We start from the raw sequence: 16,947 nt of genomic DNA on the forward strand, positions 1-16,947 counted from the left end.
AAGACCTTCGGGTATGAGCATGGGCACGTCGACCACCCGCGGCCGGCCCGACAATGTCGTTGCTTCGGTCTGCGACGTTAGGAGGGCCAGAGGGGAATGATCGGCGTGGACAAGATAGAGGACATGCGCAGAAGGGCGAGAGTCGGGGAATCGATAGCCTCGATTGCGAGGGCAGTCGGCGTCTCGGAGCCGACGGCCAGGAAGTACGCCAGGGCGGAGGACCTGTCGCCCGAGCCGCCGAAGAGGAAGGAGCCGGAGAGCGAGCTGCTCGCGCCGCACAGGGAGGCGATCGACTCCTGGCTCGACGACGACCGCGGGAACTGGCGCAAGCAGCGCCATACGGCCGTGAGGGTGCATGTGAGGCTCAGGGACGAGCGGGGCTACGAGGGCTCGTACTCCACCGTGCAGCGCCACGCGAGGCGGCGCCGGGAGGAGATGGCCCGCGAGCGCGACCGCAGGGACGCCGAGGGCTTCCTGCGGCCGGGCTGGCTGCCCGGAGAGATCCAGGTCGACTTCGGCGAGGCCGATCTCGGGGTCCGCGGGGTGACCACGAGGGGCAAGTACCTGACCATCACCTTCCCGCATTCGAACGTGGGACTGACCCAGGTCTTCTGGGGCGAGACGGCCGAGTGCGTCTGCCAGGGGCTGCGCAGCGTCCTCGAGTCCATGGGCGGCGTGCCCCGCAGGGCCGTCTTCGACAACGCCACCGAGGTCGGCCGGCGCGTCGGGGAGACGGCCAGGGTCTCGGGGCCCTTCCGCCGCTTCGCGGCGCACTACGGGCTCGACCACGCCCTCGCCAACCCCTATTCGGGCAACGAGAGGGGCAACGTGGAGAACAAGGTCGGCTGCCACAGGAGGGACCCCTCCGTGCCCGTCCCGTCCTTCCACGACGTCGCCTCGTCCGATGAGAGGCTGCTCCAGGACTGCCTCGACCTGAGCGGGGGCAAGCGCCACCACGGGCCCGGCACGCCCGAGCCCGGGCTGTTCGGGGAGGACAGGGAGGCGCTCTCGCCGCTGCCGCCGGCCGCGTTCTCGTGCGTCAGGTGGGAGACGAGGAAGTGCAGCAAGCAGGGCACCCTCGCGCTCGGGGGCGTGCACCGCCACTCCGCCGGACCCGCCTACGCACGCTGCGAGGTCGCCGTCGCCCTGGGAGCCTTCGACGTCACGGTCTGCGACGTCTCCACCGGCGAGGCGATCGCCACCCACGGGCGCCAGTGGGGCGGGGCGCCGACCGACAGCTCCGACCCGACGCCGCGGCCGGGGCTGCCGTGCATGAGGCCTGCCGGATGGAGGGACTCGAGCGTCAGGGCGTCGCTCCCCGAAGAGCTCGTCGCCTTCCTCGACGGCGAGCCGGCAGACAGCCTGAAGGCCGACCCCGGGGTGCTGCGCGACGAGAGCGCCGAGAGGGGCTGGGGCGCGGCCGTCGAGGGCATGGCGCGCTCGCTGGCGGCGACAGGCGGCCTCGACCGCGCGACCGTCTCCCCCTCCGCCGCCAGGGCGGCAGCCGGAGACGAGCGCGCCGGGTACGGCGAGGAGGTCGACCTGGGCGCCTGCGACGGGGCGCCGAGGCTGCTCGAGGGGGGTGGCAGGCATGCCGCAGACGAGCCCGGGGCGCGGGGCCTCGCAGGCCGCCTTCCGTGGGGCGGCCAGGGCGCCCTCCGTATCGGGCGACACGATGGATGCCCTCCTCGCCTCCGCGACGCCGGGGCGGGCGGCGGCATGCACGGCGATGCCCGAGTCGGAGATCGCCCGCCGCGACAGGACGAAGGGGGCGAGGCTGCTCCGGCAGGCGAGGTTCCCCGTGCCCAAGGCGCCCGACGTCTTCGACCGGCCGAGCGTGGCCCTCCCCGACGGCTGGGGGCGCGACGGGACGTGCTCGCTGGCATTCGTGCGCGACGCCGAGGACCTCGTCTCCTGCGGCCAGACGGGGCGCGGCAAGACCCACATGGCCACGGCCCTCGGCATCGCGGCGACCTCGGCGGGCTACCCGGCGGGGTTCTGGCAGACCGCGCGGCCGGTGCCCCGGCTGGGGAAGGCCAAGAGGGAGGGCACGCCCGACGGGCCGCTCGCGGACGTCGCGAAGGCCCGGCTGGTGATCCTGGGCGAGTTCGGCCACGTGCCCTTCGACGTGGACGGCGCGCGGCCGCCCTGCCAGGTCATATCCGACAGCCACGAGTGCCGGAGCATCGTGTTCACCACCAACGTGGAGTTCTCCAGGTGGGGCACGGTCCTCGCGGGCGACGAGCTGGCCGCGGCGATCGTCGACAGGGTCGCGCGCCACGGCAGGCTCGTCGAGTTCGGCGGGCCCAGCCACAGGCCCGGGGAGAGCCTCATGCTGGGGAAGTCTGGGAGGTAGGGACAGCGGCGCGCCCGTGACGAAACCCGAAAAAGTTTCATGCACGGACCCGAAAGAAATCCGCGCTCAAAACCAAAAGTCAGGCTTGACTAAACACACCCCCTGGGGCACTTCTCCCACTCGGTCAAGGTGGCCCAGGCCAAGGCCGAGGCGCGCCTCGTCGAGCCGAGGCGCGGCCTGGACATGACGGGCCACGAGATGGCGTTCCTGGCCCGCGAGGTGAAGGCCGGGCTGGCGAGGGGCCAGTCGGTGCACCACATCTTCGCCTTGAGGGACGACCTCCCCTGCTCGGAGCGCTCCTCCTGCCGACACGTCGAGAACGAGGACATAGACGTCGCGAAGATGGGCCTTCGCAAGAAGGTCAGGTACAAGAGGCGCAACAAGAGGAAGGCGAACCGGCATGAGGCGGCCTTCTACGCGGGGCGCACCTATGCCAACTGCCCCACCCCTCCCGAGGAGGGACGCGCATGCGTGGTCGAGATGGACTGCGTGGAGGGCTCCGACGGCGACCTGGAGGCGCTGCTCACGCCCCGCTTTGCCCAGCTCAGGTTCCGGATGTTCGTCCTGCTCGAGCGGCACGACTCCGCGCACGTCGTGGCGGCCCCGGGCTGGCTGGAGGGCCTCCTGGGCGGCCCCGCGGCCTTCCATGGGGCCTTCGGGCTCATCCTGACCGACCGCGGCAGCGAGTTCGACGACGTGGGCGGCATCGAGCGGGGCGGGCGCTGCCGCGCCTTCTACGCCGACCCCCAGCGCCCCGACCAGAAGGGAGCCTGCGAGAAGAACCACGTCGAGCTCAGGAAGGTAATCCCGAAGGGCACCTCGGTCGACGGCCTGGGGCTCGATGCGTGAGCCCTTGCCGGCATCTGCCCCAACGTGGACTCGAGCCTGAGGAGGGCCATCGGCGACGCCTCGCCGATGGCCCTCGCAAAGGTGGCGTTGCCGGCCTCCCTCATCGAAGGCCTCGGCCTTGCCCCCGTCCCGCCAGACGAGGTCGAGATGCGGCCGGAGCTCGTCGAACGACTCAGGAAGGAGCACGACAGCACCAACGGCTAGCCAGAGAGTAAGCCACGCGGGACGGCGGTCGCGGGCACGGACGGGGCAAGGCGGAGGGCCGCGCTAAGTCTGGCACAGGCTGGCGCAATCACCGTGAGCCATGCAGTGGCCGCGTGCCATTTGGTCGGTTCCCTGCGCTTACTCCGCCAAACATGCAGGTGGCAAGCCCTCGGGAACCCCTCGCGACCTGCAGTTGCTCTGGCGGATGCGCTAAGCCCGCCAAAGTTCACTAGCTTTGGCAATCAACCGCAATATCGTGACGTCGTTGTGGCCACGCGATGGCGGCAAAGGAACGAAATGGCCCCAAGTGCGTGCCGACATCGAGGCGCAGGGCGGACTCATCGAGGAATCGAGAGCCATCTGCTGCCTTCACGAATCTCAATCCTGGGCTTTTGTCATCCGTGGGCGCCGTCGGTGCACCGTAAGCACACGCTCGAGCACGCACTTGGGGCTATTTCGTTCCCTCAAGGACAATCGGATGGGAGATCCGCTCAGCCGCTGACCACTTGACAGCTCATCTCGCTCCCTTATGATTGAGCATATGAGCACTTACTCATATAAAGAGAAAAAGCGGGCGCGCCCACGACGCAGGTGGGCGGGCTGCACCCAAGACACGGCGAGGCCTGCGCCAGAGAGGGGAAGCGATGGACGAGAGGGAGAGCCGCGTGCTCCTGGCACGCATCATCGTGGCGGCCGTCCTGCTGGTGGCCGCAGTCGCACTCACGAGGCTGGTCGCGCTGCCGCTCTGGGGCAGCCTGCTGCTGTTCGCCATCCCGTACCTGGTGGTGGGCTACGACGTGCTCCAGGAGGCCTGGGAGGGCATATGCGAGGGCGATCCCTTCGACGAGGACTTGCTCATGTCGCTCGCCACCCTGGGCGCACTGTGCATCGGCTTCTTTCCGGGCTCCGAGCCCGAGTTCGCCGAGGCCGTGTTCGTGATGCTGTTCTTCCAGGTGGGAGAGCTCATCGAGGAGCTGGCTGAGGGTACCAGCACCCGTTCCATCGCACACCTCATGGAGATTCGCCCGGACAGCGCCAACCTCGAGCGCGACGGTTCCGTCGTGGTCGTGAGGCCCGAGGAGGTCCGGGTTGGTGACGTGGTGGTCGTCCGCCCGGGCGAGCGCGTGCCCCTGGACGGGCAGGTGGTCGAAGGCACGTCCAGCCTCAACACCGTCGCGCTCACGGGCGAGTCCGTCCCGCGTGACGTGACGGTAGGCGAGGGCGTCGCGAGCGGATGCGTGAACGTCTCCGGTGTGCTGCGCGTGCGTGTGGAGAAGCCCTTTGGCGACTCCACGGCCAACAGGATCCTCGACCTCGTGCAGAACGCGAGTGAGCACAAGAGCACGTCCGAGGGCTTCATCACGCGATTTGCGCACGTCTATACGCCTGTCGTCGTGCTGCTTGCCCTCGTGGCTGCGTTTGTCCCACCCCTCTTTACGGGCGACTACCTGGCCAGCTTCCCCACATGGCTCAACCGTGCCCTCACGTTCCTCGTGGTCTCGTGCCCCTGCGCACTCGTCATCAGCGTGCCGCTCACGTTCTTTGGTGGCATTGGCGGCGCGTCGCGTCACGGCATCCTGATCAAGGGCTCCAACTACCTGGAGGCCCTCGCACGGACGGACACCGTCGTCTTCGACAAGACCGGCACCCTCACACGTGGCGTGTTTGACGTGCGTGCCGTACACCCCACATGCATGGCGGGGCTCGAGACCGGGGGCAGCGAGGCCGAGCGCCTACACCTGCTTCACCTGGCTGCCCATGTGGAGCATTTCTCCACGCACCCCATCGCGGACGCCCTGCGCGCCGCCTACCCGGACGTGGATGACGACTGTACGGTCAGTGACGTGCAGGAGAGCGCGGGCAGGGGCATCGTGGCCACGGTGAACGGCAGGCGCGTTGCCGTGGGCACCGGCGCGCTCATGGAGGCCGAGGGCGCGCGGTGGCATCAGTGCGAGCGTGTGGGCACCGTCATCCACGTGTCCATCGACGGCGCCTATGCGGGGCACATCCTCATCGCGGACGAGGTCAAGGACGATGCCGCTGCCGCCGTCCGCGACCTCTCGGCCGCGGGCGTGAGGCGCACGGTCATGCTCACGGGCGACCGCCATGAGGTCGCGGACGACGTGGCCAGGCGGCTGGGCATCGCCACCTGCCTCTCCGAGCTGCTGCCCGAGGGCAAGGTGGCCGCGGTGGAGCGTCTGCTCAAGGAGGAGGACGCCCGCCACACGCTCGCCTTCGTGGGCGATGGCATCAACGACGCCCCCGTGCTGGCCCGCTCCGACGTGGGCATCGCCATGGGCGCCATGGGATCCGATGCCGCCATCGATGCGGCAGACGTGGTGCTCATGGATGACAGGCCGTCCAAGATTGCCACGGCCATACGGCGCGCCCACCGTACGTTGAGGATAGCCCATGAGAACACCTGGTTTGCCATCGGCGTCAAGATCGTCGTGCTGGCGCTGGCGACGTTCGGCCTTGCCCCCATGTGGCTCGCCGTCTTCGCCGACGTGGGCGTGATGGTGCTCGCCGTCCTCAACGCCACCCGCGCGCTGCGCTAGGAACGCCGCCCAGAGGGCGCAGGGCGCCACCCGCGCGCTGCGGGCGGCGCCCTGTCGTAGGGAAACGTGATGTGGGACGGGCGTTAGAGCTCCAACGCCTCCGCGAGGTCGCCGGCGATCTCGTCGCCGAGCACCGCTCGGGCACGGGTGAGCACAGCGTCGCGTCCCGTATCGCAGCGCGCGTGAATGACGGCATCGTCGAAGATGGCGCGCGCATGCAGGGCATACGCCTCGTCCTCGGCAAGGCCGCGGTTGGCAAGGTAACCCAGCTGCTCGGGGCCAACCGAACCGATGGAGGCGCCGTGGTTGCCCTGGACGTCGTCCTCGTCGCAGAGGATGACGGGCAGGGTCTTGTTGACCACGTCGTCACCAAGGACGAGCACGGTCTCGGTCTCGTTGCCCCGGGAGCCCTTGGCGCCGTGGGCGAGGTCGATGGTCTCGCGCATGGTCTTGTGGGCGCCGTCGTCCAAGAGGCCACGTGCATGCAGGTCGGCGCGGGTGTCATGGCCACGCTGGCGCACGACGTGGTTGACGTCGAGGCGCTCCTGCCCCCTGGCAAAGTAGCGGGTCTCCAGCTCGAGACGGGCACCGTCCCCCAGGAGGCTCACGCCGAGCCCCAGGGCGACGTTGCGGCCACCGAGGGCATACTGACGAAGCTTGACGGTGGTGTGCGCGCCGGCTGCGATGCCGAGCCCCTCGAGGTGCGTGCCGCCCTCCCCGAGGGCGACGATCTCCACCACCGTGAGCCTGACGTTGCCCTCGCACACGATGCGCGCCAGGTTGGCAGAGGTGGTCTCGGCGTCGTTCGTGCCACGGCTCACGAGCACGACGGTGGCCTCAGAGCCCTCGCGCAGCATGACGCCCGTGTCGCGCACGGCACCCCTGGCGGCTTCGGCCTCCAGGACGATGGGACGCTCGCGCACGGCGTTGCGAGGGACCTCGATGTAGTGGGAGTCACCGGCGGAGCGCTCCACCCACTGTGTGGCCTCGGGCCCAATGCCGTCCTCCACCGTGCCAAAGAGCTGGGGCAGGCGCGCGGGCACCTCTCCCGTGCTCGTGGGGACGGGCAGCCTGAGCGTGGTCTCGTCGATCTTGAGGTAGTTCCAGGTCTGTGCCGGTGGGGTGTTGACGCGTTCGAGCGTGGCATAGGCGGTGTCCATCAGCCGATCGCCCCTTCCATCTCGAGCTTGATCAGGTTGTTCATCTCGACGGCGTACTCGAGCGGCAGCTCCTTCGAGACGGGGTTGGCAAAGCCGTTGACCACCATGGAGCGCGCCTCGGCCTCGGAGCAGCCGCGGCTCATGAGGTAGAGGATCGTGTCGTCCGAGATGCGGCCGATGGTGGCCTCATGACCCACCGAGGCCGTGCTGTTGCGCACATCCATGGCAGGTATGGTGTCGGAGCGGCTGATGTCATCCAGCATGAGCGACTGGCAGCTGACCGTTGCGCGCGCGTTGTCCGCATGGCGCCCCACCACGACGGAACTCCTGAAGGTGTTGAGACCGCCGTCCTTGGAGATGGACTTGGTGTCCACGGAGGCGGTGGTGTTGGCACCATTGAGGATGACCTTGCAGCCGGTGTCCAGGTCCTGCGTGGCGCCGGCGAACGTGATGCCCGTGAACTCGCAGGTGGAGTTGGCTCCCTCGAGGATGGTGGTGGGGTAGAGGTAGCTCACGTGGCTGCCAAACGAGCCGGAGACCCACTCCATCTTGGCCCCGGCGCCCACCTTGGCACGCTTGGTGTTGAGGTTGTACATGTTCTTGGACCAGTTCTCGATCGTGGAGTAGCGCAGGCGCGCGCCGTCCCTCACGAAGAGTTCCACCGCACCGGCGTGGAGGTTCGCCTCATAGTACTTGGGCGCAGAGCACCCCTCGATGAAGTGGAGGTCGGCGCCCTCCTCCACGACGATGAGCGTGTGCTCGAACTGCCCCGCGCCGGAGGCATTGAGGCGGAAGTAGCTCTGCAGCGGGTAGTCCACGCGCACGCCGGCGGGCACGTACACGAAGGAGCCACCGGACCACACGGCATAGTGCAGCGCGGCGAACTTGTGGTCGCACAGGGGGATGAGCGTGCCGAAGTACTCCCTCACGACGGGCTCCCACTCAGGATCGTGCAGGGCGTCCTCGATCGTGGTGTAGATGACGCCCGACTTGGCGACCTCCTCGCGCATGTTGTGGTAGACGATCTCTGAGTCATACTGGGCGCCCACGCCGGCGAGGCTCTCACGCTCCGCCTCGGGGATGCCCAGCCGCTCGAAGGTGTCCTTGATGTCCTTGGGAACGTCGTCCCAGTCGCGCGCCTGCTTCGTGCCGGCGCTCACGTAGGTGGAGATGTGGTCCATGTCCAGGCCCGAGATGTCGGGCCCCCAGTTGGTTGCCATGGCGCGGTCGTGATACACCTCGAGGGCCTTCAGGCGCAGGTCGAGCATCCACTGGGGCTCGTCCTTCTTGTGGCTGATGGAGCGCACGATATCAGGGGTGAGGCCGTCGGCGTAGCGCTCGTAGCCTTCCTCGGACATCCTGAAGTCGTAAAGCGAGCGGTCGACGTCGGTCACCTTGGTACGGCCCTTCTCGTCGAGCTCGGGCCTTTGGATGATGTCGCTCATGGCTATGCCTCGGCCTCCTCGGCCTGGGCCTCTTCGCCCTCGAAGCGGGCGAAGCCGTTGACGTCGATGTCACCGATGAGGGAGGCCGGGCCATCGGCCACCAGGCGGCCCTTCACCATCACGTGCGTGCGATCGACGTCGAGCCTCTCGAGGATGCGCGTGTTGTGCGTGATCATGAGCAGTGCGCCATCGCACGTGCGGCGATAGGCCTCGATGCCGTGGGACACCACGGAGAGCGCATCCACGTCCAGGCCGGAGTCGGTCTCGTCGAGGATGGCGAGACGAGGCTTGAGCAGCAGGAGCTGCAGCATCTCGACCTTCTTCTTCTCGCCCCCGGAGAAGCCCACGTTGAGCTCGCGGGTGAGGAAGCTCTCCGGAATGTCCAGCTGCTCCGAGATCTCTGCGATGCGCTTGCGGAACGTGCGGGCACCCGTCTTGAGCTCGGGGCGCATTTGGGTGATGGTGCGCAGGAAGCTGTACAGCGGCACGCCCGGCACCTCCACGGGTGCCTGGTAGGAGAGGAAGACGCCCGCGAGCGAGCGCTTGTCGGCAGAGAGGTCCGTGATGTTCTCGCCACCAAAGGTGATGGTGCCGGATGAGACCTTGTAGATGGGGTCACCCATGATCACATGGCCGAGCGTGGACTTGCCGGCGCCGTTGGGGCCCATGAGCACGTGGGTCTCGCCCGCGCCAACGCCGAGGTTGATGTCGTGAAGGATGGGCTTGGTCTCGGTTCCTGCCGAGAGCCCCGTCACATCGAGCAGCTTTTCGGACATGATGCCCCTTTCCACAAGGCAGCGAGCCGCCCCCGGGAGAGCGGCATATGAGGTAATTCCTACTTACGCTGTGGGAGTTTACCCCCTTGCGTGCGCTTCATTCAAGCCACAAGCGTGACGGGCAGGAGGCTCATGCGCTGGCACAGAAGTGCTCCCATACCTCGGCGATGACACCGTCATCACAGGTGGCCGTGGCGCGGTAGTCCGCCTGCGCCCTTGTGGCATCGTTTGCGTTGGCGACGGCCACGCCCACGCCGGCTGCCCTGAGCATGGCGATGTCGTTGTCGGCGTCACCGCAGGCTATCGTCTCGGACAGGGGGACTCCCACAAGGTCTGCCAGGCGCGCGAGGCCCGTTCCCTTGTCCACTCCCGCCGGGTTGAACTCCAGGTAGCGCTCGGACGAGAAGGTGGGTGCTATGCCCTCGAGGAGTCCCGCTGGCATCGTGGCCAGGATGTCGCGCAGCCGGTCGATCCCGCCGGGGAGACAGTAGAGGATCTTGGCGCAGGGGCTGGTTGCGAGGGGGCTGACGCTGGGCTTTGCGAGTGGTCTGGTGTCCATGTGGCCACGCAGGTACGCCGTCTCCTCCTCGTCGATGTTCCAGGTGCGCACCGTGCCCGAGAGCTCGTAGACATGGATGCCCACGTCCAGCGTGGTGCCGTAGTCGAAGAGGGCCTTGAGCTTGGCAAAGGGCAGGGAGGCCGAGACGATGGGACCATCGTCACCCACCCGCGTGATGCAGCCGCCGTTGAAGGAGATGACATAGGAGCCTTCAAGTAGGTTGCGGGGCATGCCGTCGAGGGACGCGAGGATGGAGTCGTACGGCCTGCCCGATGCCGGGACAAAGAGCATCCCCTGCTCCCTCATGCGTGCGATGGCATCGATGTTGGCTGGGGGGATGGCGTGGCCCCTGTCCAGGAAGGTCTCGTCCATGTCGCTGGCGATTACGCGGTACATGTGAAGCTCCTCTGGACTGACGGGTGGCGGGTGGGCATGTATGCCTATGATACCTGGTGCATTGCACATCTGGTACCGCGTGGCTCAGGGACGGAGGAACATGGCGGTGGCAGGGAACCTATGGAGGCGTCTGGGGTCGCTCATTGCGCGCCACATGATCATCGTGATGCCCTGCTGCCTGGCGCTGGGTATCCTTCGACCCGAGTGGTTCGTGCCGTTGCGTCCCCTCGTGGGGCCCCTGTTCATGGTCATGGCGTTTCAGGGGGCACTGGGCAACAGCGTCGCACGGGTGCGCGAGACGTTTGCCCATCCGCTGCCGCTCGTGCTCATCCTGTTGTTCTCCCACGTGGGCATGCCACTCATCGCGTTTGGGGTGGGGCATGCGCTCTTTGGCGCGAGCCCGGCTGTCGTCTCGGGTCTCACGCTGGAGTATGCGGTACCGGTGGCAACCTCCAGCATCCTCTGGATCAGCCTGTACGGGGGCGACATCTCGCTGGGCCTCTCGGCGGTGCTGCTCTCGGCGCTCGTCAGTCCCGTCACCATCCCCCTTGCCATGCAGCTGCTGGTGGGGACTTCCGTGCAGATTGACGTGGCGGGCATGGTGCGCGAGCTCGCGGTGCTCGTCGCCGTGCCCGCGGTGGCAGGCACGACGCTCAATGACGCCACGCATGGCTGGGGAGCCCGCACGCTTGCGCCCGCATTGGCACCGCTCGCACGCATCCTGCTCGTGCTCATCGTGACCACCAACACCACGGGCATCTCGTCACTCATGCTGCATCTGACGCCCCTGCTCGTGGGGGTCCTGGCGTTCTCGGGCGTGCTCTGTACGCTGGGGTACCTGTTGGGCCTGCTGCTCGCGCGAGGTACCCACCAGCCGCGCGACCGCTTCGTGAGCATGACATTTGCGAGTGCGATGAAGAACATCTCCGCCGGTGCCGTCATCGCAGTGGGCAGCCTGCCCGCAGACGCCCTCTTTCCCGTGATGGCGGGCACGCTCTTCCAGCAGTTCCTTGCCGCGGCGTTTGGCTCCAGGATGGGAAGGGCGCTGGAGGGTGGCGGCAACGTCGGCGAGGAATGCCTCGTGCACCGTGCGCTGTAGGGCATGTGGTCATGGGGTTCCGGCATCCGACACCCGGGAGGCTTCCATCCGATTCCCATAAGAGGCGCCATCTGTTTCTGCTATAATGCTGACCAATCCAGAACCATGTGCGGGCCATCGATTCGAGCGGAGACCACCATGAGGGTTGACCCGTCCCAGCTCCAGTCCATCCTGGACTCCGACAAGACCAAGGCGCGACAGCAGGCCTATGCCTGCCAGGCACAGATCGATGCGGTGTACGACGTCGTCAAGTCGGATTCCAGGACCCAGGGGGCGGCGTATGACAGCGCCCGGGCCTACCTCTTGCGCGTGAAGCTTCCCGCCCTCCAATGCCAGTTCGTCTTTCTCGACACCCTCGTCGGAGACCTCGACTCGGACATCGCGGCGCTTGATGCGTTCGGTGGGGAGACGCTCGACTCCGAGGAGCTCAAGGCAAATATATCCCTGTACGATGGGCTCATCGACAGATTGTATAAGCAGCAACAGGAGCAGCAGAGCCTGCAGCGGGAGCAGTCCGCCGCGGGTCAGTCGACCGACGCGAGCCAGCGGTCGATCGAGTCGATCGAGCACCTTGCCCAAGTCTATGAGGGGGCCAGGGCCGAGCTGCAGAGGAAGCTCAAGGTTCTGTACGACTATACGGGCAACGGCTCCATCTACTCGGCATCCCAAGGCGAGGCGTCCCGCCTGAAGGAGGCGGGCGAGGCGCTGGGCCAGGTGGCCTATGACCCCCAGTCGCACACGTACGACCTCAGCAACGTGTCCGATGGCTCATGGAACAGCCAGGACATGCAGAGCAAGTACTGGCGGTCGGTCATCAACCTCATCCTCGACAACAAGGACGCACCGGCCTCCGTTCGCAAGTACGTCCTCAACGAGCTCAAGGGAACCAACGACAGCGCCCTCTTCGGGGGTGACCCCGTCAACCTCTCCACGGGAAACTTCATCCACCAGCGCGTCTTCCTGCGCATGGGTGGCCTGTTTCCGCTCTCGTTCTCGCTCTTCTACAACTCGGTGGACGAGGGGGACGCAACGATAGGAAAGGGGTGGAGCCAGAACCTTGGTCTGCACGTGCTGCGCCATGACTCGGGCATGGTGAGCGTCCGTATGGCGGATGGGCACGAGGCTCTCTTCTTTCCCGAGGGCGGCCAGTATGTCGGTGCCACCGTCGAGGGGTCGCTCACGCCTCGCGCGGAGGGCGGTTGGAGCTACACCGATGCGTTGGCAACGGAGTTCCTCTTTGACGCCGAGGGCACCCTCGTGCGGATGGTCGACGTGGACGGATCCGGGGCCGACCTTGCCTATGACGAGAGCGGTCTGCTCGAGCGCGTCGTGAGCGTGTCGGGCGAGCGGCTCGACTTCCACCATGAGGGAGGCCTCCTTGTGCGCGTCAGCGACGCCACGGGCAGATCCATTGGCCTGGAGCATGAGGGCGCCCTGCTCGTGGCCCTTACCGACGAGCTGGGACACACCAGGCGGTACGGCTATGACCATCTGGGAAGGATGGCCAGCCTCACGAACCCAAGGGGCGAGGTGACCCTCAGGAACGCGTATGACGAGCATGGACGCGTGGCGCGCCAGGCGTTCGCCAACGGTGCCGAGATCACCTATCGCTTCGACGAGTTGGGGCATGAGCTCACGCTCGTCGACCAGGAGGGCCACGAGAGCAGCTACGAGAGCGATGGGCTGTACCGGACGGTCGCGTACACCCGTCCCGACGGCACGGAGCGCTTCGAGTATGACCGGCGCAACCTCAAGACCGCCCACACGAGTAGGCTGGGGCACACGACACGCTTCCGGTATGACAGGGCCGGTCGGGTCCGCTCCATCACCAACGCTGCTGGTCAGACGCTTGCGTTCGAACGCAACGAGATGGGCCGTCCCCTGGAGGTCAGGCTCGACGGCAAGATGCTCGTACGGAACACCTTCGACGGACAGGGTCACCTTACCGTACGCGAGGACGCCCTGGGGAGGGCGGTGAGGCTCTCGTACGACGCGACGGGACGGCCCGTCAGACTGACCCAGCCGGACGGCAGCGTCGTGGTGCTGACGAGGGACGCGCGGGGCAACGTCACGCGCATCGAGGGAGACCCTGGCATCAGGGTCGACTATGCCTACGACGAGCTGGGCAGGGTGGTGGCGCGGACGAACGCCGACGGAGGCGTCACGCGCTACGAGTATGACGCGCGCGGCAAGGTCGTCCGTGTGACCAACGCGGTGGGCGACAGCCGTCACTACCGCTATGACGCCTGTGGCAACATGGTCGAGATGCGCGACTACGACGGGCTCTCCCTGAAGCGCTCCTACGACGCGTTCGGCCTGCTGCGCACCGCCACGGACAAGCAGGGTGGGACCTGCACCTTCGAGTACGACAGGCTCTGGCGGCTTGCCAGGGTCACCGATCCGCTCGGAGCATCGACTACCTATGCGTACGACCGGTTTGGACGGCTGGAGGGCGTGATGGACGCGCTCGGGGGATCCGTGCGCTACGAGTACGACGCGGATGACCGCTGCACGCAGGTGACCTATCAGAACGGGGCGCAGGCCCACTTCGATTACGATGGCCTGGGACGCGTGATACGGGTGAGGGACTGCTCCGATGCGGTGACGCGCCTCACCTACAATCGCTTCGGCAAGGTGGCGCAGGTCGTTGATCCCGTCGGCCATAGGCGTACGGCGGAGTTCGATGAGGTGGGGCAGCTCGTCGCCCTCACGGACGAGCTGGGGGCACGGACGCTCCTCGACTATGACGCGATGGGGCATGTGAGCGCCATCACCAACCCGCATGGCATGCGGCAGACCTATGAGTACCTGCCGGGTGGCCTCCTCGCCCGCACGCGCACCATGCGTGGCGTCACCTGGTCGTTCGCCTATGACGGGTGCGGTCGCCTGACAGGGCTGCGCCAGGAGGAGGGGGCGTCATGGTCCCTGACGCATGACCTGCTCGGGCGCGTGACGGCCGTCCAGGGCAGCGAGGGGTGGTCGAGGCGCTACGAGTACGATGCCCTCGGCAGGTGCTCCTCCCTGTGTGACGCCAACGGCAACCTCACCCGGTATGTGAGGGATGGTCTCGGCAGGCTCGCACGGACCATCGATGCGCTCGGCGGCGTCACGACGTTCGGCTACGACGCGCGGGGCGCCCTCGTGAACGTCACACGATCGGATGGGAAGGGCTCCTCACGACAGACCCGCTACGAACGCGATCTGCTTGGACGCGTGACCAAGGCGATAGACCCTCTGGGCAACGAGACGGCTTACGACTACGATGCGCTTGGGTACCCCGTCCGCGTCGTGGACGCGGACGGATACGCGACCTCGTATGGCTACACGCCCACGGGCGCATTGCAGACCATCGGATATGCTGACGGCCGGACGGTCGACTTCGGCTATGACACGCTGGGTCGGCTGATTGATGTCGAGGACTGGCGTGGCTCCACGTCGATCGAGCGCGACGCGGTTGGGCGCATGGTCTCGGTGGAGGACTGCTCCGGCAGCGTGGTGCGCTACGAGCGGGATGTGGCCGGAGAGCTGACGGGCCTCGTGTACCCCGATGGGGGACGCGTGGGATACGAGTACGACGACCAGGGCAGGCTCACGCGCCTGAGCGCACGGCACGGCTCGGTCTCGTACGAGTACGACAACCTGTCACGTCTCGTGCGTTCCTGCACGTCCGATGGCCTCGAGACGCGCTATGCGCGCGACGCCGTGGGGCGCATGACGTCCATGGCGCACCTCGATGCCATCGGCGAGCTCATGCACCTGGGCCTTGGCTATGACGCCGAGGGAAACAAGGTGCGCAGGAGCGTACGGCACAGGAACCTGCCCGAGGGCGACGGCGAGCTTACCTATGCCTATGACGCCCTGAATCGCCTCGTTGGGGTCAATCGCGATGGCAGCCCCCTGCGCTCATATGGGTACGACGCGTTTGGTAACCGTGTATGGGACGAGCGCTCGGGCGAGCGTGCCGACTATACCTATGATGCGGCCGATCGTCTGCTCCACGTGACGAGGGACGGCAGGGCGACCGACTTCTCGTATGACGGGCGTGGCAACCTGCGTGTGGTCTCTGGGGGCGGGCATGACGAGCGCAGCTATGACTATGACGCCACCAACCGCCTCGTACGGGCGACCTCCCAGGGGGACGGCACACGCACCGTGCGGTACGCCTATGACGGTTTGGGCCAGCGTATCATGCGGAGCCTGGTTGATGAGCGTGATTCCGAGGGCGCACAGACGACGAGGTACGTGCACGACCTGTCGCGTGTGGGCAGGAACCTCTTGCAGCGGAGCGATGATGCCGGGTGCGAGTCCCTGGTGTGGAACGGTGCCCCCGTCGTCGCACTCTCGGACTCCCGGGCGAAGTGGTTCGCATGCGACGAGATGGGAAGCCCGCTCGAGGCGATCTCGTCGGACGGCAGCTCGCTGGGTGCCGTTGGCTATGACGAGTTCGGTCGGATGACGGGCGGTGATCCCTCGGCGCTCTCGGGCATCGGCTTTGCGGCCTATGGATTGGATCCCGTGGCGGGCACGCTCTTTGCGGAAGCGCGTGAGTATGATCCCCTGACGGGGCGCTTTGCCGCGCGCGACCGGCATGCGGGCATGGGTGGGGTTCCGCAGACCCTCAACAAGTACAGCTACTGCTGGAACTCCCCGCTTGGGTACGTGGACGTTAACGGCCTCTGGCCGTCATTGCAAGACATCTGCGACGGTGTGGAGTCGGCGACCGAAAGCGTCTTTGAGGGTGCCCATGAGGCATGGAATAGCGTTGCAGAACCCGTCAAGCAGGTCGTGTCTGATAAGGGAACGGAGGTCTTGAACGGACTACGTGCGATAACGGAGATCGACTTCAAGGATGTGGCTACTGCCGTGGCTGTGGCCACCGCGCCATTATCCCCGGTTGCCGCAGCAGGAATCTATGCGGCGGGTAACGTGCCGTCTACGGCCTTTGGCGTGAACGACATCAGTGATGTCGCGACGGCTTTCACGCAATCTTCATTAGGCGAGCAGGTTCTCGACTTTTTCTCATTCAGTCGTGATGATGGCATCTATCATGCTAAGCAGGATTGCTGGCAGAAACCCTTTGGCTACAACGATTTTTACGACTATATGTTCAAAGGTCTGACATCAGCTCCAGATAAGCCACCGAAGTATGAGTTCTCTGTAAACGGCACGAGTTATACGCTTTGGCTTTGGAAGGGTGACTACTACAATCTGGGGGCCGGTGCGGAGTCGGGCATCTATCGGGGGGATGGATTCCATAAGGAGGCTGCCGATGACACCAACCTCTATATGAAGCTCAACCTGTATGACAAAGACGGCAATGTCATCTTTGTCTACGATCCTGGGCAGTCCAACTGGTGGACGACGGGCTTTAACCCGGATGTTCAGGATGCCAACCAAGAGGACCTCATCGCCTATGGTTCAATTGACTTCTCAGTGAATCCAGAAATGTGGGATGCATTTTACGCAAAATATTCTGAGCAGGTTGGTTGGTGCTTTGATGAGGAGAGACAGGTGGCATACTATGCATGGCAGTGGTCGTAGGCTT

The 16,947-nt window shown here is 66.3% G+C and carries 11 protein-coding genes and 1 pseudogene; 7 read left to right on the forward strand and 5 right to left on the reverse strand.

Going from position 1 to position 16,947, the window contains the following annotated elements:
- Positions 1–123: 123 nt before the first annotated feature.
- Positions 124–963: pseudogene (istA, locus tag J2S71_RS12320) on the forward strand (IS21 family transposase); the annotation flags it as partial.
- A gap of 155 nt (positions 964–1,118) precedes the next feature.
- Here the strand turns inward: istA and J2S71_RS07480 are convergent.
- Complete coding sequence (locus J2S71_RS07480) at positions 1,119–1,433, reverse strand: hypothetical protein (protein ID WP_307387988.1); 315 nt, start codon at positions 1,431–1,433, stop codon at positions 1,119–1,121.
- A gap of 158 nt (positions 1,434–1,591) precedes the next feature.
- On the opposite strand from J2S71_RS07480, the gene J2S71_RS07485 reads away from it, so the two are divergent.
- The 4 genes from J2S71_RS07485 to J2S71_RS07500 all read left to right on the forward strand — a co-directional run bounded on the left by J2S71_RS07485 (position 1,592) and on the right by J2S71_RS07500 (position 5,967).
- On the forward strand, positions 1,592–2,356 hold the full coding sequence (locus J2S71_RS07485; protein WP_307390356.1) for an ATP-binding protein: 765 nt from the start codon (positions 1,592–1,594) through the stop codon (positions 2,354–2,356).
- A gap of 129 nt (positions 2,357–2,485) precedes the next feature.
- A complete protein-coding gene (locus tag J2S71_RS07490) occupies positions 2,486–3,205 on the forward strand; it encodes a hypothetical protein (protein ID WP_307390359.1) in 720 nt (239 codons plus the stop codon).
- Positions 3,206–3,229: 24 nt separating this feature from the next.
- The gene (locus tag J2S71_RS07495) at positions 3,230–3,409 is read left to right on the forward strand and encodes a hypothetical protein (RefSeq protein WP_307390362.1); all 180 of its coding nucleotides are present in this window, start codon (positions 3,230–3,232) and stop codon (positions 3,407–3,409) included.
- Positions 3,410–4,053: 644 nt separating this feature from the next.
- Positions 4,054–5,967 (forward strand): heavy metal translocating P-type ATPase, encoded by a 1,914-nt coding sequence (locus J2S71_RS07500; RefSeq protein WP_307390364.1) that lies wholly within the window; start codon positions 4,054–4,056, stop codon positions 5,965–5,967.
- Between the two features lie 83 nt (positions 5,968–6,050).
- Here the strand turns inward: J2S71_RS07500 and J2S71_RS07505 are convergent, their stop codons facing one another.
- The 4 genes from J2S71_RS07505 to J2S71_RS07520 all read right to left on the reverse strand — a co-directional run bounded on the left by J2S71_RS07505 (position 6,051) and on the right by J2S71_RS07520 (position 10,303).
- Complete coding sequence (locus tag J2S71_RS07505) at positions 6,051–7,127, reverse strand: SufB/SufD family protein (protein ID WP_307390366.1); 1,077 nt, start codon at positions 7,125–7,127, stop codon at positions 6,051–6,053.
- Positions 7,127–8,572, reverse strand: a complete 1,446-nt coding sequence (sufB, locus tag J2S71_RS07510) for a Fe-S cluster assembly protein SufB (protein WP_021726392.1) — start codon at positions 8,570–8,572, stop codon at positions 7,127–7,129. The genes J2S71_RS07505 and sufB overlap by 1 nt, the downstream gene beginning before the upstream one ends.
- Positions 8,573–8,574: 2 nt before the next feature.
- Positions 8,575–9,348: a Fe-S cluster assembly ATPase SufC gene (gene sufC, locus J2S71_RS07515; protein ID WP_307390371.1), complete on the reverse strand. Its 774-nt coding sequence runs from the start codon at positions 9,346–9,348 to the stop codon at positions 8,575–8,577.
- 130 nt (positions 9,349–9,478) lie between these two features.
- A complete protein-coding gene (locus J2S71_RS07520) occupies positions 9,479–10,303 on the reverse strand; it encodes a Cof-type HAD-IIB family hydrolase (protein WP_307390374.1) in 825 nt (274 codons plus the stop codon).
- Positions 10,304–10,403: 100 nt separating this feature from the next.
- Between J2S71_RS07520 and J2S71_RS07525 the strand changes: the two genes are divergently transcribed.
- Both J2S71_RS07525 and J2S71_RS07530 read left to right on the forward strand, forming a co-directional pair.
- Positions 10,404–11,402 (forward strand): bile acid:sodium symporter family protein, encoded by a 999-nt coding sequence (locus tag J2S71_RS07525; protein WP_051332964.1) that lies wholly within the window; start codon positions 10,404–10,406, stop codon positions 11,400–11,402.
- 138 nt (positions 11,403–11,540) lie between these two features.
- Positions 11,541–16,943 (forward strand): DUF6531 domain-containing protein, encoded by a 5,403-nt coding sequence (locus tag J2S71_RS07530; RefSeq protein ID WP_307390377.1) that lies wholly within the window; start codon positions 11,541–11,543, stop codon positions 16,941–16,943.
- Positions 16,944–16,947: the final 4 nt, after the last annotated feature.

The sequence above is a fragment of the Olsenella profusa DSM 13989 genome (assembly GCF_030811115.1).
Taxonomy (GTDB): domain Bacteria; phylum Actinomycetota; class Coriobacteriia; order Coriobacteriales; family Atopobiaceae; genus Olsenella_F; species Olsenella_F profusa.